This is a genomic window from Burkholderia sp. SCN-KJ (assembly GCF_024656005.1).
Taxonomy (GTDB): Bacteria; Pseudomonadota; Gammaproteobacteria; order Burkholderiales; family Burkholderiaceae; genus Burkholderia.
Genome location: NZ_JANKOG010000003.1, coordinates 274,899 through 301,491, shown reverse-complemented (window position 1 = coordinate 301,491; position 26,593 = coordinate 274,899). Strand labels below are relative to the sequence as shown.

Sequence of the window (26,593 nt, the reverse complement as noted above, 5' to 3'; positions counted from 1 at the left end):
AGGTGCGGCCGAAGGGCGTGACAGCCCGCGCCCGGCCATGCGCGGGCGGCTGGACGAGCGCCGCAAGCGGCCGGCGATCGTCCGGATCAGGGAATCCGGTGGTGCGGTGTCAGCGCGCGGCGCCGGTGACGCGCGCCATGCTGCGCCGGTAGCCGGCGGGCGAGAACGTGGCGTTCAGCGCGGCCATCGACGCGATCACGCCGAGATGCATCCACCACGCGATCGCGAAGCCGCCGCCGGCGTCGCGCAGCCAGCCGATCAACCACGGGCTCGCGGCGACGGTCAGGAAGCCGACGCCTTGCACGAACGCGGCGAGCGCACCCGCGAGCCGCGCATCGGGCAGGTGATCGAGCGTGACGATCAGGCTCATCGAGAAGAAGCCGCCGAGCCCGATGCCGACGCTCGCGACCCACACCCACGGCGCGAGCGCGGGCATCGTCGCGAAGCCGGCGAAGCCGGCCGTCTGCAGCGCGAGCGTGAGCCACAGCACCGGGCGGCGATCGTGCGAACGTTTCGCGAACATCGGCATCGCGAGCGCGCCGGCCGCCTGGAACAGCGCCATCCACGCGAGCAGGTTGCCGCTCGCCTGCGGGTTCATGCCGACGCTGCGATAAAACGCGGGCAGCCACGCGACGAGGCTCGCATAGCCGCTGTTGCTGAGGCCGAAGAACAGCGCGAGTTGCCATGCGCGCGGAATGCGTACGAACGCGGCGACGGGCGCCGTTGCCGCCGCCGCATGCAGCGCGTCGCGCGGCGCCTTCGCGCGCCACAGCGCGAGCGTGACGAGCGCGGGCACGGCCCACACGGCGAGCGACAGATGCCAGCCGCCGTGCGCGGCGAGCCACGGACTCGCGACCGCGCCGAACGCACCGCCGCCGACCAGCGCGGCCGAATAGAGGCCCATCGCGAGCGGCAGCCGGTCGACGAACCAGCGCTTGGCGAGGCCCGGCGCGAGCGACTGCACCACGGCGACGCCCGCACCCGCGATGATGGCCGTGACGGCCAGTCCGGTGCTGCCGTCGCTCCACAGGCGCGCGGTACAACCCGCGGCGATCAACGCCAGCGCGGCGAGCAGCGCGCGCTGCTCGCCGACGCGCCGCGCGAGCCCGACGCCGAGGCCGGCGACGACACCCATCAGCACGAACGGCAGCGTGGTCAGCAGCGCCGCCGCGCGGAAACCGAGGCCCGTGTCGGCACGCACGAGGTCGAGTACGGGGCCGAACGCGGTCAGGAACGGACGCAGGTTGAGCCCGGCCAGCACCAGCAGCGCGAGCGCGCCATAGGACACGGAAGCCGCGTGCGGGCGGGAAACGGCTTGCGCGGTGCCGGGGTCGGTCATCGGAATGCTCCAGAGGGGGCCGGTGGCCCTGTGATGCGATGCCGAAAGGGTAAAGGCGCGCTCGTCCAGGGGAAAATTAAATATTCGACTGGCGATCAGTGCGGTTTGCGATGGCGCGGTGCCGCGTGACGGGGCCGGATGGGCAATGTGCAGCGCGCGTGCATAACGGGCGCGCAGGATGCACGCCCGTTTCCGCGCTCCTTCATTCGACCGGATGCAGATCCTGCAGCAAGGTCGGCACGAGCTCCGACACGGTTGGGTGGATGTGCATCGTGCGGCTGATCGTCGTGTACGGCGCGCCGGCGGCCATCACGTCGAGCATGCCGTGCACGACCTCGTCGCCGGTCACGCCGAGGATCGACGCGCCGAGAATCGCATGGCTGTCCGCGTCGACGATCACCTTCATGTAACCCAGGCTCTCGCCTTTTTCCACCGCACGGCCGACGCGCGTCATCGGCCGCGTGCCGACCAGCAACCGGCGGCCGGTCTGCTTCGCTTCCGCGAGCGTCATGCCGATGCGGGCGAGCGGCGGATCGATGTACATCGCGTACGCGTTGATGCGGTCGGACACCTTGCGCGGATCGTTGTCGAGCAGGTTGGCCGCGACGATCTCGTAGTCGTTGTACGCGGTATGCGTGAACGCGCCGCGCCCGTTGCAGTCGCCGAGCGCCCAGATGCCGGGCACGCTGGTGCGCAGCTGGTCGTCGACCGTGATGTAGCCGCGCGCGTCGGTCGCGACGCCGGCCCGCTCGAGTCCGAGATCGTCGGTGTTCGGCACGCGGCCGACCGCGAGCAGCAGGTGCGAGCCCGCGACCTCGCGGCGGCCGCCGGTGCAGTCGAGGCCGACCGCGACGCCGTCGCCGTCGCGCCGTGCGCTCAGGCAGTTCGCGTCGAGTTGCACGTCGATGCCTTCGTTCTCGAGAATCTCGCGCACGGCCTGCGACACGTCCTCGTCCTCGCGATGGATCAGGCGCGCGCCTTTCTCGACGATCGTGACCTTCGAGCCGAAGCGGCGATACATCTGGCCGAATTCGAGCCCGACGTAGCTGCCGCCGATGATCACGAGATGCTCCGGCAGGAAGTCGACGTCCATCATCGTCGAGTTGGTCAGATAAGGCACCGAGTCGAGGCCCGGCATCGGCGGGATCTGTGCGCGTCCGCCGACGTTGATGAAGATGCGTTCGGCCTCGAGCACGTCGTCGCCCACGCGCACCGCATCGGGCCGTTCGAATCGGGCATGACCCTGAAACACCGTCGTGTGGTCGAGCCCGCGCACCCATTGCTCGACGTTGTGGTTCGAGCGGCCGGAGATCCGGTCCTTGCGCGCCTTCACGGCCTTCATGTCGACGCTGACGGGGCCGACCGACACGCCGTATTCTTCCGCGCGCCGCGCGAGTTGCGCCGCATACGCGCTTGCGATCAGCGTCTTGGTCGGGATGCAGCCGGTGTTCACGCAGGTGCCGCCGAAGCGGCCGCGTTCGACGATCGCGACTTTCATGCCGGCGCCGGCGAGCCGCGCGGCGAGCGGCGGCCCGGCCTGGCCCGTGCCGATGACGATCGCATCGAAGTGTTGCGTCATGACGTCCTCCTGCGCTGGTTCAACGTGGGAAGGGACCACGCGCAAGCCGCATGCCGCGCCGGCGCGCGCCCGAACGACGACGAGCGCTTATGGTAGACCGGTTGGCGGGGGGAGGCGAGTCGTACGGATGCGGGCGACGCGGAACATTGTTCATGACGGCCGGCAGGCTTCATGGCCGGCGGCAACGCGGCTGTGCGCCGGTGGATGATTGCGCTGCGCGGGCCATTCAGTCCTTGCGCCGCCATTGGCCGAACGACACCGGCCGGTGCGCGTCGGCGCGCGTGACGGTGACTTGGTCGGGCTTGTCGTCGAGCGGAAACGATTCGGTGTAGATCTCGCTGGAGAACAGCCAGCCGCGGGTGCGCGGGTCGTAGCGGAACGTCACGAAGTCGCTCCAGTGTTGCCCGCAGGCGACGAAGTTCTGCACGGTGAAATAGCGGCCTTTCACCGCGAGGCCGCTGTCGGCGGCGTCTTCGGGATCGAACGGATCGCACTGGCCGCCTTCGTTCGCGCGCAGGACGACGTGGTCGTTGCGCGCGGCGAGCCGGTATGCGCGATCGGGCTTCTCCTCGAAGATCAGCAGCGGGCGCGGCGACGGCTGCGCGCGCGTATCGGCTTCGCGATGCACGACGACGAGCAAGCTGCGCCGTCCGTTGCCGAGGTCCGGCCCTTCCTGCGCGACGAGCGGCCGGTAGCCGGACGGCAGTTGCGTCGCGACCGATGGCGGCAGGTCGCCGGCGCGTGCGCCGGACGACAGCGTGGCGAGCAGCGCAACCAGGGCGCAGCGTGCGGCGGCGCCCATCACAGATCCCGCCCGAGGAACTCGGTGCCCGGCACCGGATTGAACGCGACCGGCGGCGCGGGCGTGAAGCCGAGCGAACCATACAGTTGCCTTGCGGCGACGAACTCGGGCAGCACGTCGAGGCACATCCGCGCATAGCCGGCCGCCTTCGCGTCGCGCAGCAGCCGTTCGACGAGCTGGCGGCCGGCGTTCAGCCCGCGCGCGTCGGGACGCACGTAGACGCGCTTCATCTCGCACGTCGTCGCGTCGATTTCCCGAAACGCCGCGCAGCCGACCGCGCGCTCGCCGTGCCATGCGAGCAGCAGTTGCCCGCGCGGGGCCGCGTATTTGCCCGGCAGCGCGGCGAGCTCCGGCTCGTAGTCCTGGAACGCGAGGCTGACGGTGGGGCTTGCGATGTACTCGCGGAAGATCGCTTCGACGACGGCGGCATCGTCGGGATAGCGGGCGGCGCGGATCTCGATCATGGGGCGGGGCGCGAGGGCGGGAACGGCAGCCAGCATAGCAGCGCGCGGGCGCTTTCGGCGGGCGGCGAAGCGTGCCAGAATCGTCGGCTTCAGCGTCGGCGATCGATGCAATGCGACTCGATTCTCGACGCGACACGCAGGCACCGGTGTTTCGGCGCCGTCGACCAAGGAGACTTCGATGACTGCATCGGCTGCCGTACTCGCCATTCTGGCCGCGCTGTGGCTTGGCGCAATGATTCCGGGACCGAGTTTCGTGCTGGTCGCGCGCAATTCGATCGGGCTGTCGCGCCGCGACGGGCTCGCGACCGCGCTCGGCATGGGCGTCGGCGGGATCGCGTTCGGCGGCGTCGCGCTGGCCGGGCTCTACACGCTGCTGCAGGCGGTCGAATGGCTGTACGTCGGGCTCAAGGTGGCCGGCGGCGCATACCTGATCTACATGGCGTCGAAGATCTGGCGCGGCGCCGACCGGCCGATCGCGATGGACGACCCGCAGGCCGTCGTCGCCGGCAGCGCGCGCAAGTCGTTCTGGACCGGCCTCACGACCCAGCTGAGCAATCCGAAGACGGCGATCTGGTACGGCAGCATCTTCGCGGCGCTGTTGCCGCAGCATCCGCCGCTGTGGTGCTACCTGGCGCTGCCGCCGCTCGTGTTCGGCGTCGAATTCGGCTGGTACACGATCGTTGCACTGTGCTTCTCGACTCGCCGGCCGCGCGAACTCTACCTGCGCGCGAAGAAGTGGGTCGACCGCGTCGCGGCCGGCGCGATCACGCTGCTCGGCCTGCGGCTGATCCTGAACGCGCCGAAAGCGGGGATCTGACGGCAGGCGGTGCCACTCGCGCGCACCGCCGTTTCATTCCCGCCGGGCATGCCGGCGCGGCCGGTCAGTCCGTCCGGTGGCGGGACGGTCCGAACCGGGCGATTCTTTTGGGCCCATCCGCCCCGTCCATCAGCCCATCAGCCCATCCGCCCAATCCGCCCAATCCGCCCATCCGCCCAATCCGCCCAATCCGCCCAATCCGCCCAATCCGCCCAATCCGCGCGCGCGAGCGCGCGTCACACCGCCGGAAACCGCTCCAGCAGCGCCGCGAACCGCGCCTCGTCCGGAAACGCCTTCACTTCATACCGCACCGGCCGATGCGCGGTGGCCGTCATCAGGTCGCTGCACGCGTTCCGCAGCGCGGCCATCGGCACGTGCGCCGACTGCCGCGTCGCTTCCCGGTAGAGCACGACGATGTCGGTCTCGGGCAGCAGCGTCGGCACGCCGTCGCTCCACACGCTGACACTGAACAGCTCGCCGTTCTGCCGTCGATACACGGTGTAGGTCGCCACGAAGATGTCGGTGCCGTCCCGCTTGTGCAGGTCGTCCAGCTGCGTGCGCTGATCCTGGTAGTCGCCGGCGAGTTCGTCCACGCGCAGCGCGTGCAGCTTCGCCTCCAGTCCTGCCGGGATGAAGTTCCGCCACGCGGCGCCGTCCCAGCGCAGCATCAGCGGCGGCAGCGGACGCGGCTGCGCGCGCGCGTGTTCGGCAAGTTCGACCATCGTCGCGAGCCCGGCCGCGTTGCGGTCGCCGGTGAGCAGCAGCACGGCCCGGTTCGGCGCCATCACCACCGGCGCGCCGGAGATCGGCTGGCGATGCAGCAGGTCGGTCAGCAGCAACCGCGCCGCGTCGTAGTAGTCGCCGAACTGCGACAGGAACGCGCCGTCGCGCAACGCGACCCACGGTGCCGATGACGCGCCGCGCAGGTTGTCGATCGCGATGTCGCAGGCGGCGTCGAAGCTGACGCCCCATTCGGCGAGCCGCGCGCTCGTCAGCCGCGCGACGCTGAATTCGCCGTCGTACGCGATGCCGATCTCGAGGTTCTCGCACAGTGGCCGGAACGCCACCTCCGACGCTTCGGGCTGTCCGGCGAGCTGCAGCGCGACCGTGCCGCGCTCGGTCGCGCTGCGGATCACGGGGCGCAGCCGCGCGCGCACGTCCGCGAAGTTCGCCGGAATCTCGTGCTGCATCATCGCGTTCGCCTGGCGCAGCAGCGTCGCTTCGCGCTCGGTGGGCTTCGCGTCCGCGTAATCGCGGAACAGGTTGTGGAGGTTGATGATGTTCGACGGGGCATCGGCTTGCACGAGACGGCCCTTGTCGTGTTCGTGAAGCCACTCGCGCGTGTCGCCGGTCGCGCGCAGCGCGGCGATCAGGCGTTCGGCGAAGTCCTGCCGGCTGGGCGGTTTGCTGAAGCGCTCGCGCAGGCGCGCGACGAAGTCGGAAATCATCGTATGCGGTCGGGCGGGCCCGTCTGTTATTGATCTCTCGTTGTCGTGAGCGGCGGCACCCGTCTGCCGGGGGCGCGCCGCCTGCGGCCCGCGGATATCGGCCTGATATCCGTCACGCGTCCGGCGGACCGCGCGCCGGTTCAAGGAGGGCGCGGGCCCGCATTGGGCGCGATCGCATGGCGGGTGTGGCGATGGTACCGCACGTCCGTGACGGAGTCGCACGCAGGTGAACATTAGTGACCCGGCGTGACCCGGCGTGACCAGCACCCGCCGGGGCGGTTCCACCAGGCGGCCGAACGTCTCGCCGGGCCGGCTGCGAAAGGCGTCCAGACATCTCACCAGCGCCGCGCCGGCGCACCGGGAAACCCCGACGACCGCCCCGCGAGCCTTGTACGGCGGGCGTTCGCGCCGGTTGCGCGGCGTGCCGTGCCGGGCCGCTTCCCCGATTCTGGCGGCCGACCTCCCGACGACGTGTAAACTGCTGCCTTTTTTGACGGTTTGCAGCATGGTGCAAGCACCCCCGCGCCCGGCACTGAGCGGCCCGACGCTCGTCCGGCTGCTCGCGCGCCTGACCGATGCCGACGTCGCGGAATCCCGGCAGACGCTGTCGGACCGCCTGAGCCAGTGGCTCGGCTGGACCGACGCGATCACGCTGTCGTCCGCGCTGAATGCGAGCCCGCCCGGCGTCGCGGCCGGCGTGCGCGGTTACGACGCCGAGCGCGACTGCGCGCGCGTGCGTCACGACCTCGCGCAGGCGATCACGGCCGCCCATCGTCCGCGTACGCGGCGGCGCCCCGGCGAAATGCCGCCGCCGCCCGCCGACACGGCGGACTTCGCGGATTTCCGCCAGAGCTGTCTGTCCCTGCAGCAGGAAATGGAAACGGCGATCGGCCAGTTGCGCGGCCGCCTGCGGGTCGCGCTGGCCGCGCGCGCGTCCGGGATGGCGCGGCTCGCGGCGCTCGACGCGATCATGGAGCGCGTGCTCGGCGCGCGCGAGCGCAGCCTGCTGTCCGCCGTGCCCGCGCTGCTCGGCACGCGCTTCGAGCGGCTGCGCGACGCGGAACGGCAGGCACTGGCCGACGCGCAAGCGGCGGCCGCTGCCGATTCCGACGGCGACGCACCGCCCGCCGCGGCGATCGTGCCCGGCACGTGGCTCGACACGTTCCGCAACGAGATGCAAAGCATCCTGCTCGCCGAACTCGAAGTCCGGTTTCAAACGGTAGACGGGCTGCTCGCGGCCCTTCGTACCTGCTAATCCCTACGCTATGTCCAGAATTCGTCTTGATCTCGTTGTCTTCATCGCCGGCCTGCTCGCAGTGTGCTGGATCGGCGTCGGCTATGTCGCGTCGAACCCGCTCGCGACGGCCGTCACGCTGCTGATCGGCGCGTGCTACGTCGCCGGTGCGTGGGAACTGCGGCGCTACCGGCAGGCGACCGCCACGCTGTCGCGCGCGGTGGCCGGGCTGACCGAACCGCCGGCGCAGCTCGACACCTGGCTCGACACGCTGCCCGCGGGCCTGCGCGGCGCCGTGCGGGCGCGCGTCGAAGGCGCGCGCGTCGCGCTGCCGGGCCCGTCGCTGACGCCGTATCTGGTCGGCCTGCTCGTGCTGCTCGGCATGCTCGGCACGCTGCTCGGGATGGTCGTCACGCTGAAGGGCACGGGCGCCGCGCTCGAAAGCGCGACCGATCTCGATGCGATCCGCGCGTCGCTGATCGCGCCGGTGAAGGGCCTCGGCTTCGCGTTCGGCACGTCGATCGCGGGCGTCGCGACGTCGGCGATGCTCGGCCTCCTGTCCGCGCTCGTGCGCCGCGAACGGCTCGACGCGGGCCAGCAACTCGACGCGAAGATCGCGACGACGCTGCGCGTGCATTCGTCCGCACACCAGCGCGACGAATCCTTCCGGCTGCTGCAGCGCCAGGCCGACGTGATGCCGGCCCTGGTCGACCGGCTGCAGACGATGATGACGACGCTCGAGGCGCGCAGCGTCGCGCTGCACGATCGCCAGATCGAAAGCCAGCAGGCGTTCTTCGATCGGACCGAGCGCGCGTATGCGGGCCTGGCGTCGAACGTCGGCGATGCGCTGAAGGAAAGCGCCGCCGAAAGCGCACGGGTGGCCGGTGCCGCGCTGCAGCCGGTCGTCGCGGCGACGATGACGGGGCTCGCGCAGGAGATGGCCGCGTTGCGCGACACCGTGACGGGCGCCGTGCAGCGTCAGCTCGACGGGCTGACCGACGGTTTCGAGAAGACCACCGGGAACGTGACGGCCGTCTGGAACCGCGCGCTCGACGAGCAGCGCTGCGCGGGCGACGCCGTCGCGCAGCAATTGCAGACGACGCTCGGCCAGTTCACCGACACCTTCGCGCAGCGGTCGACGGACCTGCTCGACGGCGTCGCGACGCGCCTCGAATCGACCGAAAGCCGGCTGTCCGACGCGTGGCGCGATGCGCTCGCGCGCCAGGAGCAGGTCGGCGCGACGCTGGCCGGCCAGCATGCGCAGGCGCTCGGCGAAGCCGCCGCGACCTTCGAGCGGCATTCGGGCGCGGCGCTCGCCGCGATGCGCGAGTCGCATGCGGGGCTGCAGACGCAACTGGCCGCGCGCGACGAGGAACGCCTGGCGGCGTGGAATGCATCGCTGACGGCGATGGCCGCGAAGCTCGGCGACGAATGGCAGCGCGCGAGCGCGCACAGCGCGGGCCGTCAGCAGGAAATCTGCGATGCGCTGGCGCAAACGACGCGCGATCTCGCGGCACAGGCGTCTACGTTCGAACAACGTTCGAGCGATTTGCTGTCGACGATCCGCGACTCGCACACGGGGCTGCAAACGCAACTCGCGGCACGCGACGAGGAACGTCTGTCCGCATGGAACGACTCGCTGGCCGCAATGGCGACGAAGCTCGGCGACGAATGGCAGCGTGCCGGCGTGCACAGCGCGGGCCGTCAGCAGGAAATCTGCGATGCGCTGGCGCAAACGACGCGCGATCTCGCGGCACAGGCGTCTACGTTCGAACAACGTTCGAACGATCTGCTGTCGACGATCCGCGATTCGCACACGGGGCTGCAAACGCAACTGGCCGCGCGCGACGAGGAACGTCTGTCCGCATGGAACGACTCGCTCGCCGCGATGGCGACGAAGCTTGGCGACGAGTGGCAGCGCGCGGGCGTGCACAGTGCGGGCCGTCAGCAGGAAATCTGCGACGCACTCGCACAAACGACGCGCGATCTGACCGCACAAGCCGCGACGTTCGAGCAACGTTCGAACGACCTGTTGTCGACGATCCGCGATTCGCATACGGGCTTGCAGACGCAACTCGCGGCACGCGACGAGGAACGCCTGTCCGCATGGAACGATTCGCTGGCCGCGATGGCGGCGAAGCTCGGCGAAGAGTGGCAGCGCGCGGGCGTACACAGCGCGGGCCGTCAGCAGGCAATCTGCGACGCACTCGCACAAACGACGCGCGATCTGGCGGCACAAGCTTCCACGTTCGAACAACGCTCGAACGACCTGCTGTCGACGATCCGCGATTCGCACGCCGGCCTGCAAACGCAACTGGCCGCGCGCGACGAAGAACGCCTGTCCGCATGGAACGACTCGCTCGCCGCGATGGCCGCCGCGCTGCGCGACGAATGGGCGCAGACGAGCGCGCAGGCCGCGACGCGCCAGCAGGACATCTGCGACACGCTGACCCGCACCGCGAACGACATCACCGCGCAGGCGCAGGTGCATGCAAGCGACACGATCAACGAGATCTCGCGCCTCGTGCAGGCCGCATCGGAAGCGCCGAAGGCCGCGGCCGACGTCGTCGCCGAACTGCGCCAGCGCCTGTCCGACAGCATGGTGCGCGACACCGCGATGCTCGAGGAGCGCAGCCGCCTGCTCGCGACGCTCGAGACGCTGCTCGGCGCGGTCAATCACGCGTCGACCGAACAGCGCACCGCGATCGACGCGCTCGTCAGCACGTCGGCCGACCTGCTCGAGCGTGTCGGCGCGCGCTTCAACGACGCCGTCGATGCCGAAACGCGCAAGCTCGATTCGGTCGCCGCACAGGTCACGGCCGGTGCGGTCGAGGTCGCGAGCCTCGGCGATGCATTCGGCGCGGCCGTGCAGGTGTTCGGCGAGTCGAACGACAAGCTGCTGAACCACCTGCAACGCATCGAGGCCGCGCTCGAGAAATCGCTCGCGCGCAGCGACGAGCAGCTCGAGTACTACGTCGCGCAGGCGCGCGAGGTGATCGACCTGAGCATGATGTCGCAGAAGCAGATCGTCGAGGACCTGCAGCAGATCGCCGGTCGGCGGGCATCGGTCGGAGCGTAACGCATGCACGACGAAATCGACGACGGCGCGCCTTCCGCGCCGGTGTGGCCCGCGTTCGCCGACCTGATGTCGGTGCTGCTCGGCGCATTCGTGCTGGTCCTCGTCGGCGTGATCGGCATGCAGTTGCAGCTCACGTCGAAGCTCGAGGAAGCGGTGCGCGCGCGCCAGCAGGAAGCGCAGCAGCGCAAGTCGCTCGAGGAGGCGCTGGCCGGGCCGCTCGCGGCCGGCCGCGTGACACTCGTGAACGGCCGCATCGGCATCAGCGGCAACGTGCTGTTCGCGCTGAACTCCGACCAGTTGCAGCCCGAGGGTCGCGACCTGTTGAAGACGCTGGCTGCGCCGCTGGCCGCCTACCTGACGACGCGCGACGAGATCCTGATGATCAGCGGCTTCGCCGACGACCAGCAGGTGCGCGCCGGCAACCGCCAGTTTGCGGACAACTGGGAACTGTCGGCCAAGCGCGCGCTGACGGTCACGCGTGCGCTGATCGACGCCGGCGTGCCGGCGAAGTCGGTGTTCGCGGCCGCGTTCGGCTCCGAGCAGCCGGTCAGCTCGAATGCGGACGATGAAGGCCGCGCGAAGAACCGTCGCGTGGAGATCGCGCCGGTGCCGCGCAAGACCGCGTCGAGCGGAGGGAAGGCGAAGTGACGGACGACGCGACGCACGTGCGCGCGACGCTCGACGCGTGGCGCGAGCAGGGCGCCGACCGGCTCGATCCGGTGCGCTTCCATCGGCTCGACGCGCTCGAGAAGCGCGCGGCCGCGCTCGACGGCGATGCGCGCGCGTTGCTCGACGCGCGGCTCGCGATGCTGCTGGAAGGGTTTGCGCAGATCGTCGCGCGAGCTGGTGAAGCGGCAGCCGCCAGCTCGGCGGCGCAAGCGAACGCGCAGGCGCCTGCGCGTGGTGCGATAGGCGGGCTCGTCGAGCGCCTCGCGCGCGATGCACAGGCTGACCGGCGCGGGATCGATCCCGCGCTGATCGACTACTTCCGCGCGATGTGGTCGAGGGTCCGCACCGAACAGCAGTACCGCCAGTCGCTCGACCAGGTGCCGCGCAACGCGGGACCGCTCAATTCGAACAGCCTCGTGCACCGGTCGCTCGCGACGATGCGCGAGCTGTCGCCGGAATACCTGCAGCAGTTCCTGTCGTACATCGATGCGCTGGCATGGCTCGAGGATCTGGCCGGCGGCGGCGCGCAGCCGGAGAAGGAGGCGCCGCGCGCGAAAGCCGCGAAGACGCTGAAACCGGCGAAGAAGACTACGCGCACCAAGGTGCGATAACGCACGCGCTTGCGTCGCGCCGATCGTTGTCTAGCGAGCGGTCGCCTGCTCGTCGATCGCCGCGCGCAGCGCGTGCAACGCGTCGGTCAGCGCCGATGCGAACGGTGGATGCGCGGCGATGGCCGCCGCGTCGAGCCGGCTGCCGAGGATCGGCAGCGCGATCGACGCGCGCTCGACGATGCACGCCGACATCACCGACAGCGTTTCCCGCAGCGCCGCGTCCGCATGCGTCGCGCGCGGCGACGCGTTCAATACAGCGACCGGCTTGTACACGACGGCCTCGCATCCCACGATCCAGTCCAGCGCGTTCTTCATCACGCCCGTCACGCCGTGCGCGTATTCCGGGCTCGCGATCAGCACGCCGTCTGCGGCGTTCAGCCGCTCGATCAGGTCGCGCACCGCGGCCGGCGACGGATCTTCGATATCGGGGTTGAACAGCGGAAACTCGCCGAGACGATCGAAACGCGTGATGCGCATCCCGCGCGGCGCAACGCGGGCGGCTGCGTCCAGCAGCGCAGCGTTGCACGACTGCGCACGCAGGCTGCCGCACAGTGCGACGATGTCGATGCGGTGCTCGGAATCGGTTCGGGGTTCGGTAGTCATCGAGGAGCGTAGGGGTGGGAGTCTTGCGCGGCGACGGCGCGCGGATCCGCCGGATTATCGCATCGGCGCGTGAGCAACGTGCCGTGCGTCAGCGACGCGGCGCAGGTGATGCGATTCGCGTCCGTCCCGCGGCAACTGCGTGTCCTGACGCTGGGCGGCAACCGTGTCGCGCATCCCGGTTGCCCGTGCCAGGTCACCGAGTGTCCATCCATTGCCGAGCAACAGGCGGCGCGTATGCAGCGCACCGTACACGTCGTCCGCGACGATTTCGCCGAGATAGCGCAGCGCGCGGCCTTCGACGTCGACGAAGCCGTGCCGGTAGTCGTGCGCGAGCGCGGTCCACAGCTGCGCCGCGCCGACCGACTGGCGTGCGCCACTGATCAGGCAGAGACCCGCGTCGAGTCCCCATCGATACAGCGTCGTCGCAAGCCCCTTGCGTTGCGCGGACCCGCGCAGCCGCGTATGCGGCGCGCGCAGGTAGCGGTCCGCGCGGCGCGGCAGTTCGGGAAGCCGGTTGAAGATCGTGTAGCCGGCGAACTGCCGGGCCGACGGATCCTCGACGTAAAGGAAATATTCGCCGTCGGCCTCGCGGTGGCGGACGATCAGGCCCGAGTCGCCGAGCGCGACGGCCGGCAGGCCGTGCAGGCGATCGCCCGGCTGGTGCAGACGCGCATGGAGCGTGTCGAGTTCATCGTCGATGTCGTGCTGGGAATGCTGTACGTCGATACGCATGGCAAAAGGCGCCCGTCCCGGGCGCATCGAGAAAGGGGTTCATCGCAAGCGGGAAAGGAAATGGCAGCGGCCCCCGGGCTCGACGTGCGAGCCGGGGCCGCGAATCAGCTGGGGATGTGCTGGAAACCGGCGGCGATCGCGGCGAGGCCCGCGATGCAGAGTGCGAACAGGATCAGGACTTTGTGGATCACGCCTCTCTCCTCATGTACGCGCGGCGCCGAACGGCGGTGCCGCGGAGACGGTGATGGCGGGCACGGCCCGCGCGGCCGTCGTGCGGGACGACGGTCGAAGGTCCGGGCGGCAGGCGCGCGGACGGTCAGCACCATACGCGACGGGCACGAGGCGGGCAACCGGACGGCGGGAGAAAAGCGCCGAAACGCGGGAATCGGGGGTGTTTCGCGACAATCGGTCGCAAGGGGCGGGCGTGTCGATGTCGCTTGCCGGCGTTTGTCTCGAAATTACACACACTTCACGGCAAACGAACTTCATCAGGATTTGCTCATGGGAGCGGGCCCGTCCACGGATCGCTGAGCCGCAACGACCTTCTTCACCCGGTGGTTGCGGCGATCTCGTCGCGCCGCCGCCTCACCCCGCCTTCCGCACCCCGAACGCCTGCCTGATCCGCGCGAACAACCCATGCTGCGCGATCCATTCCGCATACGCGCGATAGTCAGGATCACGCATCAAATGACGTTCCTCCGTCTTCGCCCGCGTGTAGTAGATCAGATTGACCGCGACGAGCCCTGCGCAGTGCATCAGCCCGACCTGCCAGCCGAGCGGCTCGACGAACGGCACCGACACCATCCAGTACGACAGGTTCTTCGTGATGTACGCCGGATGCTTCGTGAAACGATACGGGCCCGACGTGATGATCCCGCGGTTCGTGAGGTTCGAGAAACGCAGCCCGAACGAGATCGTCGACAGCGCATAGGTCATCAGCAGCAGGATGATCGCCGCGCCCCAGATCACGCGCAGCGTCGGCGCGGACAGCAGCCAGTTGTCCCAGAACAGCGAGCCTTCGTAGCGGATGTAGTTGTTCGAGATCAGCGACCAGAACGGCTGGTAGCACATCAGCGCGGCGACCCAGCCGAGCGTGGTCGGCTCGACGGTGCGCACGTGGCTGTCGAGGATGCGGAACGTGCACAGGTAGCCGACGGTGCCGAACATCAGGTCCATCGTGAACGACAGGTCGTACAGGAACACGAAGGTCGCGATCGTCATCGGCGCGTTCACTGCGTGCGCAAGCGATGCGCTCAGGTGATCGGCGTCCTTCGACAGGTAGACCGTCATCAGCGGCAGGAAGAACGCCTTCACGCCCCAGCCGGCGAGCATCTCGCGCACGGGCTGCCAGTTCGCGGGCGGCTCGCGGCGGAACAGGTAGCGGCCCCACAGCAGGTACGCGTCGTCGGTCTCGCGCTGGTGCCGATCCATCCACGCGAAGTAGAACGGCGCGGCGACGATCACGTACGGCGCGAGCGAGCGCAGCAGCGACCAGAACGGCAGGTAGAACGCGCCGTGATATTCGGGCAGCAGCCAGTAGATCGCGGCGATGCCGGCGTAGATCGACGTCAGCGCGCCGAGCCGCGTCGCGACGCGAACGAGCCCGAGCGGGCGCACGGGCTGGCGCGACAGTCCCGCGCTCGGGCGCAGGTAGACGCGCGAGATGAAGATTTCGTGCAGCGCGATCGTGCCGATGATCGCGAGGCTGGCGATGACCGCGCGCGTGGCCGCATCGAGGCTCGGCTGGTCGCGCGTGATCCACAGCGCGAAGAGACCGGCCGCGATGCCGAGCAGGCCGGCGCGGAACGGTGTGGCGGAACGGGGCGGGCGGTCCTGGACCGCGACGATGCCGTCGAGCGTGGAATTCATGATCGGATCCTCGTCGGGATGACGGCCGGCGCCCCCGCTTGGCGGGTGGCGCCGGCCGTCGGCCGGGCTTTGGATTGGTATGTGCCCGGCCATTGGCCTGTGGTTCTGATACGTGACGCGTTACTTCTTCGGGGCGGTGCCGAGCAGGCCGCCGAGCAGGTTCGTCACCGGTGCCAGCAGGTTGGTCGCGCCAGCCGCGGTGCCGCCGTTCGAACTGCCGGTCAGGCCGGCCGTGACGGTGCCGCTGCCGGACGGCGTCGTCACCGTGCCGGCCGCGCCGCTCGGGCTGGCCGTGCCGACTGCGCCGAGCGTGCCGGCCGCCGACGTCAGCGAGCCCGTCAGCGTGCCGACCGGGCCGCTCGTCAGCGCACCGCCGAGGTTGCCGGTCAGGTTGCCGCCCGGCGTCGTGACCGTGCCGGTGAGACTTGTGCCAAGCGGCGTCAGCGAGTTGACGAGGCCGGTGATCGGTGCCAGCAGGCTACCGGCGCCCGAGCTGCTGGTACCGCTCGTACCGCTGGTGCCGCCCGTACCGCTCGAACCGAGGCCGCCGAGCGCACCCGTCACCGTGCCGAGCAGGCCCGTGATCGGCGCGAGCGGGCCGCCGCTGGTGCCGCTCGTGCCGCTGGTGCCGCCGGAGCCGCTCGAACTGCTGCCGCCGCCAACGGCGCCCGTCAGCGAACCGAGTACGCCCGTGATCGGGGCGAGCGGGTTGGTGCCGCTGCTGGAACTGCCGCTGGACAGCAGGCCGCCGGTCGACGACACCGTGTTGCCGAGCTGGGACACGCTGCTGCCGGCGCTCGTGCCGACCGGGTTGCCGGTCGCGCTGCCAACCTGCGTACCGGCGAGGCCGAGGCCGCTACCGAGCGTGTTCAGCAGGCCGCTGAGCGGGGCACCGAGCAGGGTCGCGTTGCCGAGCGTCTGCGTGGCGCCCGGCGTCGTGACGCCGCCGGTCAGCGTGTTGGTGATCGGGTTGATCACGCTGCCGAGTTGCGTCTCGAGTTGCTGGACCGGCGCGCTGTTCAGCGCCGTGTTGAGCGCCGATGCGGTCGAGTTGACCGCGGTGCCGACCGTGTTGACGAGACTGCCGACCAGGGTCGTCGCCGGCGCGAGCGGCGCCAGCGGGCCGGTGCCGAGGCTCGTCACCGCGTTGCCGAGGTTGTTGACGGCGCCGCCAGCGCCGGTCAGCAGGCCGGTGGTCGACGTGAGCGTCGGGCCGAGTGGGTTCGGCGACACGCCGATCGAGCCGAGGCCGGCCGCGACGCCGCTGCCGAGCGACTGCACGCCGTTGCCGAGGCTGGTGACCGCGTTGCCGATGCTGGTGGCCGTCGTCGGGTTCGTGCCGGGGACTTGTACGCCGCCGATCTGCGACCCGCCGTTCGCGACCGTCGTGCCCAGTGCCGTGACGAGCGTGCCGGTTTGCTGGAGGACGTTGCCGAGCGGGGTGGCGGAAGTGCCCGACGTACCGGACGTGCCTGACGTACCGGACGTGCCTGACGTACCGGAAGTGCCCGACGTGCCGGAAGTGCCCGACGTGCCGGAGGTGCCCGACGTACCGGAAGTGCCCGAAGTACCGGAGGTGCCCGACGTGCCGGAGGTGCCCGACGTACCGGAGGTGCCTGACGTACCGGAGGTGCCCGACGTGCCGGAGGTGCCCGACGTACCGGAGGTGCCTGACGTACCGGAGGTGCCTGACGTACCGGAGGTGCCTGACGTGCCGGAGGTGCCTGACGTGCCGGAAGTGCCCGACGTGCCGGAGGTGCCCGACGTACCGGAGGTGCCTGACGTGCCGGAAGTGCCCGACGTGCCGGAAGTGCCCGACGTACCGGAAGTGCCCGACGTGCCGGAGGTGCCCGACGTACCGGAAGTGCCCGACGTACCCGAAGTACCCGAAGTACCCGAAGTACCGGAGGTGCCCGAAGTACCGGAGGTGCCTGACGTACCGGAAGTGCCCGACGTGCCGGAAGTGCCCGAAGTACCGGAGGTGCCCGAAGTACCGGAAGTGCCCGACGTGCCGGAGGTGCCGGAAGTACCGGAGGTGCCTGACGTGCCGGAAGTCCCCGACGAACCCGAAGTCCCCGAACTACCGCCGCCGGATGTACCCGACGAGCCGCCGCCGGACAATCCGGAGGTCCCCGAAGTCCCGGACGTCCCCGACGTGCTCGGCTTGATCGACGGCGTGACCGGCCCGTCGACCGAGCCGCAGCCATACAGTGAGAGCAGCGACAGGACGGCCAGCGATACCGTCGTCTTCTTTAAGTAATGGTGCATGGTGGCCTCGACATTGGAAGTTGTGTCCGGGCCATTACTGCAAATTCCGCGCCATGACATCTTCCGTGCAATGCGCCGGCGCTTTGTTGCGGGAATCGGGAATATCGGCGCGATTTAAACGGAGGAGTGGGGGTTTCGCGTGACGGGCGCGCCGGTTGCGCCGCTGTGCGCGCCGTGATGTTCCCGTAAGGTGCCGTAACGCCGGGCTGGATGTTACGTAGCGTTCGGCCCGGTGTTCCGCGTGTGACGCAGCCGGCCGCGCCCCGAGGGCACGTTCTTTGACGAAACACTCGCGCGCCGCGAACATGACGCGAACCCACCCGGCCGGCGGCGACGCCGAAGCGGCCACGACTTCAGACAGGACACGACATGAGCGAACAGGACAGGGAACAGGGCAAGGCGCGCCGCACCGAAGTCATGGGCGAGGCATTCGTCGAGCGCGCGATGCGCGACCTCGACGGTTTTTCGCGTCCGCTGCAGAACTGGCTGAACGAGCACGCGTGGGGCAGCACGTGGCAGCGCGGCGGCATCGACCTGAAGACGCGCAGCCTCTGTACGTGCGCGATGCTGGCGGCGCTCGGCCGCGGCACGGAACTGAAGGGCCACGTGCGTGGCGCGCTCAACAACGGCGCGAGCCTCGTCGAGATCCGCGAGGTGCTGCTGCACAGCGCGCTGTACGCGGGCGCGCCGGCGGCGGTCGAGGCGTTCCGCAGCGCGCGCGAGGTCATCGTGGAGCTCGGGCTGTCGCTGCCCGACGACGAAGCCTGACCGGCGCGCGCCGTGGCGCGGCCGGCAGGCCCGCCGACGCTCAATGCTCGACGTGCGCGCCCTGCGCCGGCGCCTCGACCGGCGCGGCGGCGACTTCGAGCAGCCAGTCCGCCGTTGCGTCGGGAATCGTGACCGGCAGCATGTGCCCGCCTTCGACGACCTTCAACCGCACGCGCGCCGACTTCTGCGCGAGCGCTTCGCCGTGCGTGCGCCAGTTCAGGATCGGATCGGCGCGGCCGTACAGCACGTCGACCGGCAGCGCGAGGTCCGCGTAGCGGCGCACCATCGCGGGCAGGTCGACGGGCGCCGACAGCAGGTCGGTCGCCGTCGCGTAGAACACGTGCGGCCGCAGCCCGAGCAGCCCGCCGCCCTTCACCGGGAAGTCGCGCGGTACGGCTTCCGGCGCGAATACCTGATCGACGGCCTTGCGGCCGGTCAGGATCGTCAGCGGGATCGCGAAGGTCCACGACACGAAGCGGCGCACCAGCGGCGACGGCAGCATCAGCGGCTTGAACGGTGCCGGCGGCTCGGTCTGCTCGTGCGACAGCGGCGCGATCAGCGCGAGCCGGCTCACGCGCTCCGGATGGTCGAGCCCGACCGCGAGCGCGATCGCGCCGCCGAGCGAATGGCCGACGAGCACGGGCCGGTCGAGCTTCAGCGCGTCGATGAACGCGGCGATCGTGCGGGCCTGCGCGAACACGTTCGCCTGCGAACTTGCGCCGCGCAGCGAGCGGCCGGCGCCGGGCCGGTCGACGAGGATCACGCGATGGTGCTGCGCGAGCCGCGTGAGCGGCAGGTACGCGAAGTTGCGCATCTGCCCGGCGAGCCCGTGCACGAACACGAGCGGCGGCCCGCTGCCGTACTCGACGTAGTGGATGTGGTCGCCGCCGATGTCGACGAAGCGGCCTTCGGGCGGAAACGCGCGCGTCACGCGACGCGCGACGTAGCCGGAAAACAGCGCGAGCGCGGCGAGCATCGCGACGACGCCGAGCAGCACGTTCTGGATCAGGTGAAGCGTATGGCTCATGTCGGCCTCAACGGGTTTCGAATACGGGTTCGGCGACCGGCGCGGCGGCCGGGCCGGCTTTCGCGCGGCGTTCGAACTGCATGGCCGAATCGGCGAGCCCGCTGAACTTCAGCGACGCGAGATCGAGCACGTAGTTCTGGTGGAACTTCCACGGCTTGCGGTGCCCCTGCTTCGGCAGGATGCCGGCCGCGCGCTGGATGTAGCCCGAGCTCAGGTTCACCGCCGGCACGTCGCCGAGGTCACCGGCCCCGAGCCGCGGCACACAGGTGTCGTAGCCGTTCGCGCGCATGTGGTTGAGCAGCCGGCACACGTAGCGCGCGATCAGCTCGGCCTTCAGCGTCCACGACGCGTTCGTGTAACCGAACGACGACGCGAGGTTCGGCACGTCGCTGTACATCATGCCTTTGTAGGACACGGTCTGCGGCAAATCGACCGCGCGGCCGTCGACCGTGACGCGTGCGCCGCCGAGCAGCTTCACCTTCAGCCCGGTCGCGGTGACGATCACGTCCGCGTCGAGCTGCTGGCCGCTTTTCAGCTTCAGGCCGGTCGGCGTGAAGCGCTCGATCTCGTCGGTGACGATCGATGCGCGGCCCGCGCGGATCGACGTGAACAGGTCGCCGTTCGGCACGAGGCACACGCGCTGGTCCCACGGCATGTAGCGCGGCGTCAGGTGCTTCGCGACGTCGAAATCGGGGCCCAGCTGCCTGCCGGCCGCGCGGATGATGAACCGCTTCGTCCGCTCGGGCTTGCGGCGCGACACGTTGTACAGGTACATCGTCAGCAGTACGTTCTTCATGCGCACGATCCGGTGCGCGAGCCGCGATGGCAGCACGCGGCGCAACGCGTTCGCGATCCTGTCGCGGGCGGGCAGCGACACGATGTAGGTCGGCGAACGCTGCAGCATCGTCACGTGTTTCGCATCGGCCGCCATCGACGGCACCAGCGTGACGGCCGTCGCGCCGCTGCCGATCACGACGACGCGCCGGTTCGCGTACGACAGGTCTTTCGGCCATTGCTGCGGATGCACGATCCGGCCTTCGAACGATTCCATGCCGGCCCAGTCGGGCAGGTAGCCGCCGTCGTAGTCGTAATAGCCGCTGCACATGTAGAGGAAGCGGCACGTGTAGACCAGCGTGTCGAGCGCGCCGTCCCGCGTGCGCTCGATGCGCACCGTCCAGCGCGCGCGGTTCGAATCCCAGTCGGCCGCGACCACTTTCTGGCCGTAGCGGATCGTCTTGTCGATGCCGTACGCGCGCGCGGTGTCGCGGATGTAGTCGAGGATCGTCTGGCCGTCCGAGATCGCCTTGTCGCTGTGCCACGGGCGGAAGCTGTAGCCGAGCGTGAACATGTCGGAGTCCGAACGGACGCCGGGATAGCGGAACAGGTCCCAGGTGCCGCCGATCGCGTCACGCGCCTCGACGATCGCGACGCTCGCATGCGGGCAGCGCTTTTTCAGGTGATAGGCGGCGCCGATGCCGGACAGGCCGGCGCCGACGATCAGCACGTCGAGGTCATGGGCGTCGCCCGAGGCGGACGGCGCGTCGCGCCGGTCGGTCGTCGTCGTCGAGGTCATGCGGGGTCCTTGGTCGGGTGGGGCGAGAGCGCGGCGGGCGCCGACGCGCGGTCGAGATTGCGTGCGCGGGCGCGGCGCACGTGGCGCAGCAGCAGCCGCTGGTAGCCGGCGCCGAGCAGGCGCGCGAGCTTGTCGAGGCGGCGCGCGTCGGCGCCGACCAGCACGCGGCGCGCATTGCGCTCGACGCCGGCGAGAATCTGCCGCGCGGCGTCGTCGGCCGTCGTCGCGTTGATCAGGCGGTTCGCCTGGCGGCGGTGGGTCGCTTCGTCCTGGCCCGTGAGCGCGTGGATGCTGGTGTCGACGCGGCTCGCGTCGACGATGTTGGTCGCGACGCCGCCCGGATGCACGCAGGTCGCGCTGACCGGTGCGCCGTCGAGTTCGAGTTCCATCCGCAGCGCCTCGGTGAAGCCGCGCACCGCGAACTTAGTCGCGTTGTACGCGCTCTGCGTCGGCATCGCGACGAGCCCGAACAGGCTCGACGTGTTGATCACGTGCCCGTCGCCCGACGCGCGCAGGTGCGGCAGGAACGCCTGCGTGCCGTGCACGACGCCCCAGAAGTTGATGCCGACGATCCATTCGAGATCGGCGATGCGCGCAGTCTCGGCGCTCGCGGCCAGCGACACGCCCGCGTTGTTGAAGACCAGGTTGACCTTGCCGTGTTCGACGCGCACGAAACCGGCCCACGCGAACACCGCGTCGCGGTCGGCGACGTCGAGCCGCCGCGTGCTCGTGCGCACGCCGTGCTTCGCGCACGCGGCCGCGGTGCCGGCGAGCCCGACATCGTTGACGTCGGCGAGCGCCACCTCGCAGCCGCGCCGCGCGAGCTCGACCGCGAGGCTGCGGCCCATGCCCGAACCGGCACCCGTGATCGCGGCGACCTTGCCGGAAAACCCCTTCATGCGTCGTTCCTCCCGTTCCGCTTGCGCTGCATCGGCGGCGTGCCTATTGTGGTGTTATTCGTCACCACTTTAGTTTTCGGGTGTCCTGATGTCAAATAACGAAATGGAGAAAGCACTCGAAACGGAAAAACGGGGCCGGGCGTACGGCGGCGTGGCGCCCGAGGTGCGGGCCGCCGAGCGGCGCGATGCACTGATCCGCGCGGCGACGCGCGTGTTCGGCACGGTCGGCTTCCGCAAGGCGACCGTGCGGTCGATCTGCCAGGAAGCGAAGCTCAACGACCGATATTTCTATGCGGCGTTCGACAGCACCGAGGATCTGCTGCGCTGCACCTACCTGCATCACGCGCAGCAACTGCACGACGCGGTCGCACGCGCGGTGGCCGAGCGCGGCGGCGATCTGCGCGAAAGCGTCGACGCGGGGCTCGCCGCGTTCTTCGGCTTCCTGCGCGATCCGTGCGCGGCGCGCGTGCTGCTGCTCGAGGTGATGGGCGTGAGCGCCGATACCGACATGACGTACCAGCGGATGCTGCTCGACTTCGGCAAGCTGATCATGGCGATCGGCGCGGCGCGCGAGGCCACGACACCCGCCGAGCGCACCGAGCAGCGGCTCGTCGGGCTCGCGCTGGTCGGCGCGATGACGAACGTCGGCGCGGCGTGGCTGCTCACCGGGTATCGCGACCCGGAGGCGCAGATGGTCGCGAGTTGCAGGAAGGTGCTGCTGGGGACGTTGCGGGAAGGGGGGTAGGCGGTCGGGAGCGCGTGCATGTCGTGCGCCGTCGCGCGAACGCCGTGCGTAGCTGCAAGGCATTCGCGCGGGAACGCGAATTCGCGTCGAGCCTGAACCAGAAGGGATTCAATACGCGAAAGTGCCGCAACAAAGCGCTGCTACGCGAAGTTCATGTGATGCGCGGTTGCCCCTTCAATCGTCGGCGCGTCGCGCCCGTGTCGCGCGCACACGCGGCGCGGCGGCCGTTGCCGCGATCCTTGCCTTCATCGCATCGATGAACGCGCGCACCTTCGGCGACGGCAGCCGCGTCGACGGATACACCGCATGGATCCCGGCCCGCGCCGAGCGCCACGCGGGCAGCAGCCGCACGAGCCGGCCGGCCGCGACGTCCTCCGCGATCGAGAAATCCGTCAGGAGCCCGAAGCCTCCGCCCGCGAGCGCGATCGCGCGGCACGCCGTCGCGGTGTTCGACACGACCGGCGCGACGCAACGCACCGACGCATGGCCGCCGCGCGCGTGGTCGAGTTCGACCGTATGCGGGCGCGACAGCGTCGACAGCATCACGAACGGCAGTGCGGCGAGCGCGTCCGGGTCGCGCGGCAGCCCGTGCCGCGCGACGAACGCGGGGCTCGCGACTAGCCATTTCTCGTACTCGCCGAGCTGCACCGCGCGATAGTTCGAATCCGCGAGGCGGCCGATGCGGATCGCGACGTCGAGATTGTCCGCGACGAGATCGGCGATGCGGTCGTTCGCGATCAGCTCGACGTCGAGCCCCGGATGCGCGTCGCGCAGCGCGACGATCGCCGGCGCGACGACCAGCGCGCCGTAGTCGATCGGCACGCTCACGCGCAGCGTGCCGCGCAGCGGCCCGGCGTCGGACGACACCGCGTCGAGCGCGCTTTCGGTCGCGCGCACGATGTCGCGGCACGCGTCGTAGAACGCGCGCCCCGCATCGGTCACGCTCAGCCGTCGCGTGGTGCGCACCAGCAGGTTCGCGCCGACCTCGGATTCGAGGCGCTGCATGTGCGTGCTGACGACCGTCTTCGCGAGGCCGAGCCGCTCGGCCGCGGCCGTCAGCGAGCCGGCATCGACCACCGCGACGAAGATCGCCAGCCGGTTCAGGTTCACGTCGCGCAGATCGGCCATCGTCGATTGTCCTATGGAAGCGGATAATGTTTCAGCGATTATCCGTCTTCTGGCCGCGAACGGCGAGCGCTACGCTGGGGCCGTTCGTCGCCGATTCCCGGCGGCGCGAGATCCAGGAGCTTTCCCATGCCAGCCGCCAGCAAGCCCGCCCGCCCGGTTCGTGTCTATTCGTTCCCGCTGTCCGGGCACGCGCATCGCGTCCGGCTGTTCCTGTCGCTGCTCGGGCTGCCGTTCGAGACCGTCGACGTCGACCTCGCGGCCGGCGCGCAGCGCGAACCTGCGTTCCTCGCGCTCAATCCGCTCGGCCAGGTGCCGGTGATCGACGACGACGGCACCGTGCTCGCCGATTCGAACGCGATCCTCGTCTATCTCGCGAAGCGCTACGGCGACGCGCACTGGCTGCCCGACGATGCCGCCGGCGCGGCGACCGTGCAGCGCTGGCTGTCGTACGCGGCCGGGCCGATCGCAACGGGGCCGGCGGCCGCGCGGCTCGTGACCGTGTTCGGCGCGCCGCTCGATCACGACGCAGCCAAGCGCACGGCCGCGAAGGTGCTTGCCGTGATCGACCAGGAGCTCGCCGGCAAGCCGTTCGCCGCGGGCGCACAGCCGACGATCGCCGACATTGCTGCCTACACGTACATCGCGCACGCGCCGGAAGGCGGCGTGTCGCTCGAACCGTATCCGCATGTCCGCGCGTGGCTCGCGCGCGTCGAGGCGCTGCCGGGCTTCGTCGCGATGCCGCCGACCCGCGCCGGCCTGCTCGCCGCCTGACGGCGAAGCCGCGATTTCACCGGGAGAACGCGATGACCGCGCCGACTGCCGCCGTACCGGGCTGGGAACTGGATGTTGCGCCGTTTCATGCGGGCGAGCTGGCCATGCAGCAGCGCGCGGGCGTGACGCAGGCCGCTGACGCGGCCGGCCGGCGCGGCATCCGGCGCTTCATGCCGGACCAGCACCGCACGTTCTTCGCGCAGTTGCCGTTCTTCGTGCTCGGCGGCGTCGATGCGCACGGCCAGCCGTGGGCGACGCTGCGGGTCGGGATGCCCGGCTTCGTGACGACGCCGGACGCGCGCACGCTGCGCATCGACGGCGACGCGCTGCCCGGCGATCCGCTGGCCGGTACATGGCAGCCCGGTGTGCCGCTCGGCGGGCTCGGGATCGAGTTCGACACGCGCCGGCGCAATCGCGTGAACGGCGTCGTGCGCGCGGTCGACGGCGGCGCGCTGACGATCGCGGTCGAACAGAGCTTCGGCAACTGCGCGAAGTACATTCAGGGGCGCACGCCGACGTTCGTGCCGAGCGAAGGCGATGCATCCATCGCGGCCGACGTGTCGGACCGGCTGAGCGACGCTGCTCGCGCGCTGCTCGCGCGGGCCGATACGTTCTTCGTCGCGAGCGCGAACACGTCGGCGGATGCGGGTGCCGCGCGCGGCGCGGATGTGTCGCATCGCGGCGGCATGCCGGGCTTCGTGCGCGTCGACGACGCGCACACGCTGACGACGCCGGATTTCAGCGGCAACCGCTTCTTCAATACGCTCGGCAACCTGCAGCACGATCCGCGCGCGGGGCTGCTGTTCGTCGATTTCGACAGCGGTGACCTGCTGTATGTCGCTGCGCGGGCGGAGATCGTGTGGGACGGGCCGCTCGTCGCGTCGTTCGACGGCGCGCAGCGGGTCGTGCGGTTTCACGTGCGCGAAGTGCGGCGCACGCGGGGCGTGCTGCTGTTCCGGTGGTCGGCGGTCGAGCGGGCGCCGCAGTTTGCGGGGAAGGTGGGGGCGGCGTCGGCGCTGGCATCTGCATCGGTTCCCGCGTCCGCATCGGAGTCTGCATCTGAATCAGCATCGGCATCCCCCTCCAACTGGCGCCCGCTGCGCATCGCGAAGATCGTCGACGAAGCGCGCGCGATCCGCTCGTTTCATCTCGAAGCGGCGGACGGCGACGCGTTGCCGGCCTACGAAGCCGGGCAGCATCTGACGCTGCGCGTCGCGCTGCCGGACGAAGCTACGCCGACGATCCGCAGCTACACGCTGTCCGATGCACCCGGCGCATCGCATTACCGGATCACCGTGAAGCGCGAAGGACGCGTATCGGCCTGGCTGCACGACCACGCGCGTGCCGGCATGACGCTCGATGCGCAGATGCCGCGCGGCCGCTTCACGTTCGACGTCGCGAGCCCGCGTCCGGCGGTGCTGGCGTCGGCCGGCATCGGCATCACACCGATGATCGCGATGCTGCGCCGCGCGCTGGCCGACGACGCACCGTCGCGCCGCGTGATGTTCGTGCACGGCGCGCGCGATACGGCCGACCGGCCGTTTGCAGCGGAACTGACGCGCATCGCGGACGCGGACCCGCGCGTATCGCTGCACTGGTTCGACAGCCGGCCGCAGCGCGACGGCGCGGCACGACCGGGGCGCGTCGACATCGCGCAACTGAAGCGCATCCTGCCGTTCGACGACTACGATTTCTACCTGTGCGGACCCGCCGCGTTCATGCGCGATATGTACGACGGATTGCGCGCGCTGAACGTGCCGGACGAGCGTATCCGCTTCGAGGCGTTCGGGCCGTCGAGCGTCGCGCGCAGCGCGACCCGCGCGGCCGGGGCGCCGCCGGCGGCAAGCGTGCCGGTCGTGTTTCGCCGCTCGGCACGCGACGCCGCGTGGACGCCCGCCGACGGCACGCTGCTCGAATTCGCCGAAGGGCGGGGCGTGGCGGTGCCGTCCGAATGCCGGTCGGGGTCGTGCGGCACATGCGCGACGCACGTGCTGTCCGGTGCGGTCGATTACGTGCAAGCGCCCGACGCGCCGGTTGAACCGGGCTGTGCGCTGCTGTGCGTCGCGCGCCCCGCGACGGGCACCACGGAGGCGCTCGTACTCGACCGCTGATGGACCCTGCGACATGCCGCCGCAGACGGCCTGCTGCGCGAAAAGCACGCGCAACTG

General features: G+C 70.2%; 23 protein-coding genes. 10 read left to right on the top strand and 13 right to left on the bottom strand.

The annotated features are described in order from the left end of the window. Window positions 1-109: 109 nt before the first annotated feature. The 4 genes from NQV17_RS07190 to NQV17_RS07175 form a co-directional block, all read right to left on the bottom strand. Window positions 110-1,339 (bottom strand): cyanate transporter, encoded by a 1,230-nt coding sequence (locus tag NQV17_RS07190; RefSeq protein ID WP_257770878.1) that lies wholly within the window; start codon window positions 1,337-1,339, stop codon window positions 110-112. Between the two features lie 202 nt (window positions 1,340-1,541). Further along, a complete protein-coding gene (locus NQV17_RS07185) occupies window positions 1,542-2,918 on the bottom strand; it encodes an FAD-containing oxidoreductase (protein WP_257770876.1) in 1,377 nt (458 codons plus the stop codon). A gap of 226 nt (window positions 2,919-3,144) precedes the next feature. Beyond that, window positions 3,145-3,720: a hypothetical protein gene (locus tag NQV17_RS07180; RefSeq protein ID WP_257770874.1), complete on the bottom strand. Its 576-nt coding sequence runs from the start codon at window positions 3,718-3,720 to the stop codon at window positions 3,145-3,147. Next, entirely contained in the window at window positions 3,720-4,184 is a 465-nt protein-coding gene (locus NQV17_RS07175; RefSeq protein WP_257770872.1) for a GNAT family N-acetyltransferase, read from the bottom strand. Before NQV17_RS07175 ends, NQV17_RS07180 begins: the two co-directional genes overlap by 1 nt. Window positions 4,185-4,362: 178 nt before the next feature. Here NQV17_RS07175 and NQV17_RS07170 point away from each other — a divergent pair, with 178 nt between their 5' ends. Next, window positions 4,363-5,001, top strand: coding sequence for a LysE family translocator (locus NQV17_RS07170; RefSeq protein ID WP_044845331.1), 639 nt, complete (start codon window positions 4,363-4,365; stop codon window positions 4,999-5,001). Window positions 5,002-5,237: 236 nt separating this feature from the next. On the opposite strand, the gene NQV17_RS07165 is transcribed toward NQV17_RS07170, so the two are convergent. After that, the gene (locus tag NQV17_RS07165; protein ID WP_257770870.1) at window positions 5,238-6,449 is read right to left on the bottom strand and encodes a hypothetical protein; all 1,212 of its coding nucleotides are present in this window, start codon (window positions 6,447-6,449) and stop codon (window positions 5,238-5,240) included. Between the two features lie 505 nt (window positions 6,450-6,954). Here NQV17_RS07165 and NQV17_RS07160 point away from each other — a divergent pair. The 4 genes from NQV17_RS07160 to NQV17_RS07145 are packed head-to-tail and all read left to right on the top strand — an operon-like array spanning window position 6,955 to window position 12,042. Beyond that, entirely contained in the window at window positions 6,955-7,704 is a 750-nt protein-coding gene (locus NQV17_RS07160) for a DUF3348 domain-containing protein (RefSeq protein ID WP_257770868.1), read from the top strand. Window positions 7,705-7,714: 10 nt separating this feature from the next. After that, on the top strand, window positions 7,715-10,762 hold the full coding sequence (locus tag NQV17_RS07155; protein WP_257770866.1) for a DUF802 domain-containing protein: 3,048 nt from the start codon (window positions 7,715-7,717) through the stop codon (window positions 10,760-10,762). 3 nt (window positions 10,763-10,765) lie between these two features. Beyond that, window positions 10,766-11,410: an OmpA family protein gene (locus NQV17_RS07150; RefSeq protein WP_124487637.1), complete on the top strand. Its 645-nt coding sequence runs from the start codon at window positions 10,766-10,768 to the stop codon at window positions 11,408-11,410. Then, entirely contained in the window at window positions 11,407-12,042 is a 636-nt protein-coding gene (locus NQV17_RS07145) for a DUF2894 domain-containing protein (RefSeq protein WP_257770861.1), read from the top strand. Before NQV17_RS07150 ends, NQV17_RS07145 begins: the two co-directional genes overlap by 4 nt. Window positions 12,043-12,072: 30 nt before the next feature. On the opposite strand, the gene NQV17_RS07140 is transcribed toward NQV17_RS07145, so the two are convergent. The 4 genes from NQV17_RS07140 to NQV17_RS07125 form a co-directional block, all read right to left on the bottom strand. Then, window positions 12,073-12,645 (bottom strand): NADPH-dependent FMN reductase, encoded by a 573-nt coding sequence (locus tag NQV17_RS07140; protein WP_257770859.1) that lies wholly within the window; start codon window positions 12,643-12,645, stop codon window positions 12,073-12,075. A gap of 54 nt (window positions 12,646-12,699) precedes the next feature. Continuing rightward, the gene (locus tag NQV17_RS07135) at window positions 12,700-13,377 is read right to left on the bottom strand and encodes a histone acetyltransferase (protein WP_257770857.1); all 678 of its coding nucleotides are present in this window, start codon (window positions 13,375-13,377) and stop codon (window positions 12,700-12,702) included. A gap of 585 nt (window positions 13,378-13,962) precedes the next feature. Next, on the bottom strand, window positions 13,963-15,246 hold the full coding sequence (locus NQV17_RS07130; RefSeq protein ID WP_257770855.1) for an isoprenylcysteine carboxylmethyltransferase family protein: 1,284 nt from the start codon (window positions 15,244-15,246) through the stop codon (window positions 13,963-13,965). A 120-nt stretch (window positions 15,247-15,366) separates the two neighbouring features. Continuing rightward, a complete protein-coding gene (locus NQV17_RS07125) occupies window positions 15,367-16,560 on the bottom strand; it encodes a collagen-like triple helix repeat-containing protein (RefSeq protein ID WP_257771225.1) in 1,194 nt (397 codons plus the stop codon). On the opposite strand from NQV17_RS07125, the gene NQV17_RS07120 reads away from it, so the two are divergent. Together NQV17_RS07120 and NQV17_RS07115 are read left to right on the top strand one after the other, a co-directional pair. Beyond that, window positions 16,544-17,506: a highly repetitive protein gene (locus NQV17_RS07120; protein WP_257771223.1), complete on the top strand. Its 963-nt coding sequence runs from the start codon at window positions 16,544-16,546 to the stop codon at window positions 17,504-17,506. The genes NQV17_RS07125 and NQV17_RS07120 overlap by 17 nt on opposite strands. 377 nt (window positions 17,507-17,883) lie before the next feature. Further along, window positions 17,884-18,282, top strand: coding sequence for a carboxymuconolactone decarboxylase family protein (locus NQV17_RS07115; protein WP_257770853.1), 399 nt, complete (start codon window positions 17,884-17,886; stop codon window positions 18,280-18,282). Window positions 18,283-18,322: 40 nt separating this feature from the next. On the opposite strand, the gene NQV17_RS07110 is transcribed toward NQV17_RS07115, so the two are convergent. The 3 genes from NQV17_RS07110 to NQV17_RS07100 are packed head-to-tail and all read right to left on the bottom strand — an operon-like array spanning window position 18,323 to window position 21,781. Further along, window positions 18,323-19,309 (bottom strand): alpha/beta fold hydrolase, encoded by a 987-nt coding sequence (locus NQV17_RS07110; RefSeq protein ID WP_257770851.1) that lies wholly within the window; start codon window positions 19,307-19,309, stop codon window positions 18,323-18,325. Between the two features lie 7 nt (window positions 19,310-19,316). Then, on the bottom strand, window positions 19,317-20,882 hold the full coding sequence (locus NQV17_RS07105) for an NAD(P)/FAD-dependent oxidoreductase (protein ID WP_257770849.1): 1,566 nt from the start codon (window positions 20,880-20,882) through the stop codon (window positions 19,317-19,319). Next, the gene (locus NQV17_RS07100; RefSeq protein ID WP_257770847.1) at window positions 20,879-21,781 is read right to left on the bottom strand and encodes an SDR family oxidoreductase; all 903 of its coding nucleotides are present in this window, start codon (window positions 21,779-21,781) and stop codon (window positions 20,879-20,881) included. The genes NQV17_RS07105 and NQV17_RS07100 overlap by 4 nt, the downstream gene beginning before the upstream one ends. A gap of 88 nt (window positions 21,782-21,869) precedes the next feature. Between NQV17_RS07100 and NQV17_RS07095 the strand changes: the two genes are divergently transcribed. Further along, window positions 21,870-22,526, top strand: coding sequence for a TetR/AcrR family transcriptional regulator (locus tag NQV17_RS07095; protein ID WP_257770845.1), 657 nt, complete (start codon window positions 21,870-21,872; stop codon window positions 22,524-22,526). A 174-nt stretch (window positions 22,527-22,700) separates the two neighbouring features. On the opposite strand, the gene NQV17_RS07090 is transcribed toward NQV17_RS07095, so the two are convergent. Continuing rightward, window positions 22,701-23,654: a LysR family transcriptional regulator gene (locus tag NQV17_RS07090; RefSeq protein ID WP_257770843.1), complete on the bottom strand. Its 954-nt coding sequence runs from the start codon at window positions 23,652-23,654 to the stop codon at window positions 22,701-22,703. A 126-nt stretch (window positions 23,655-23,780) separates the two neighbouring features. Between NQV17_RS07090 and NQV17_RS07085 the strand changes: the two genes are divergently transcribed. After that, complete coding sequence (locus NQV17_RS07085) at window positions 23,781-24,425, top strand: glutathione S-transferase family protein (protein ID WP_044848107.1); 645 nt, start codon at window positions 23,781-23,783, stop codon at window positions 24,423-24,425. Between the two features lie 32 nt (window positions 24,426-24,457). Continuing rightward, entirely contained in the window at window positions 24,458-26,536 is a 2,079-nt protein-coding gene (locus NQV17_RS07080) for a pyridoxamine 5'-phosphate oxidase family protein (RefSeq protein WP_257770840.1), read from the top strand. Window positions 26,537-26,593: the final 57 nt, after the last annotated feature.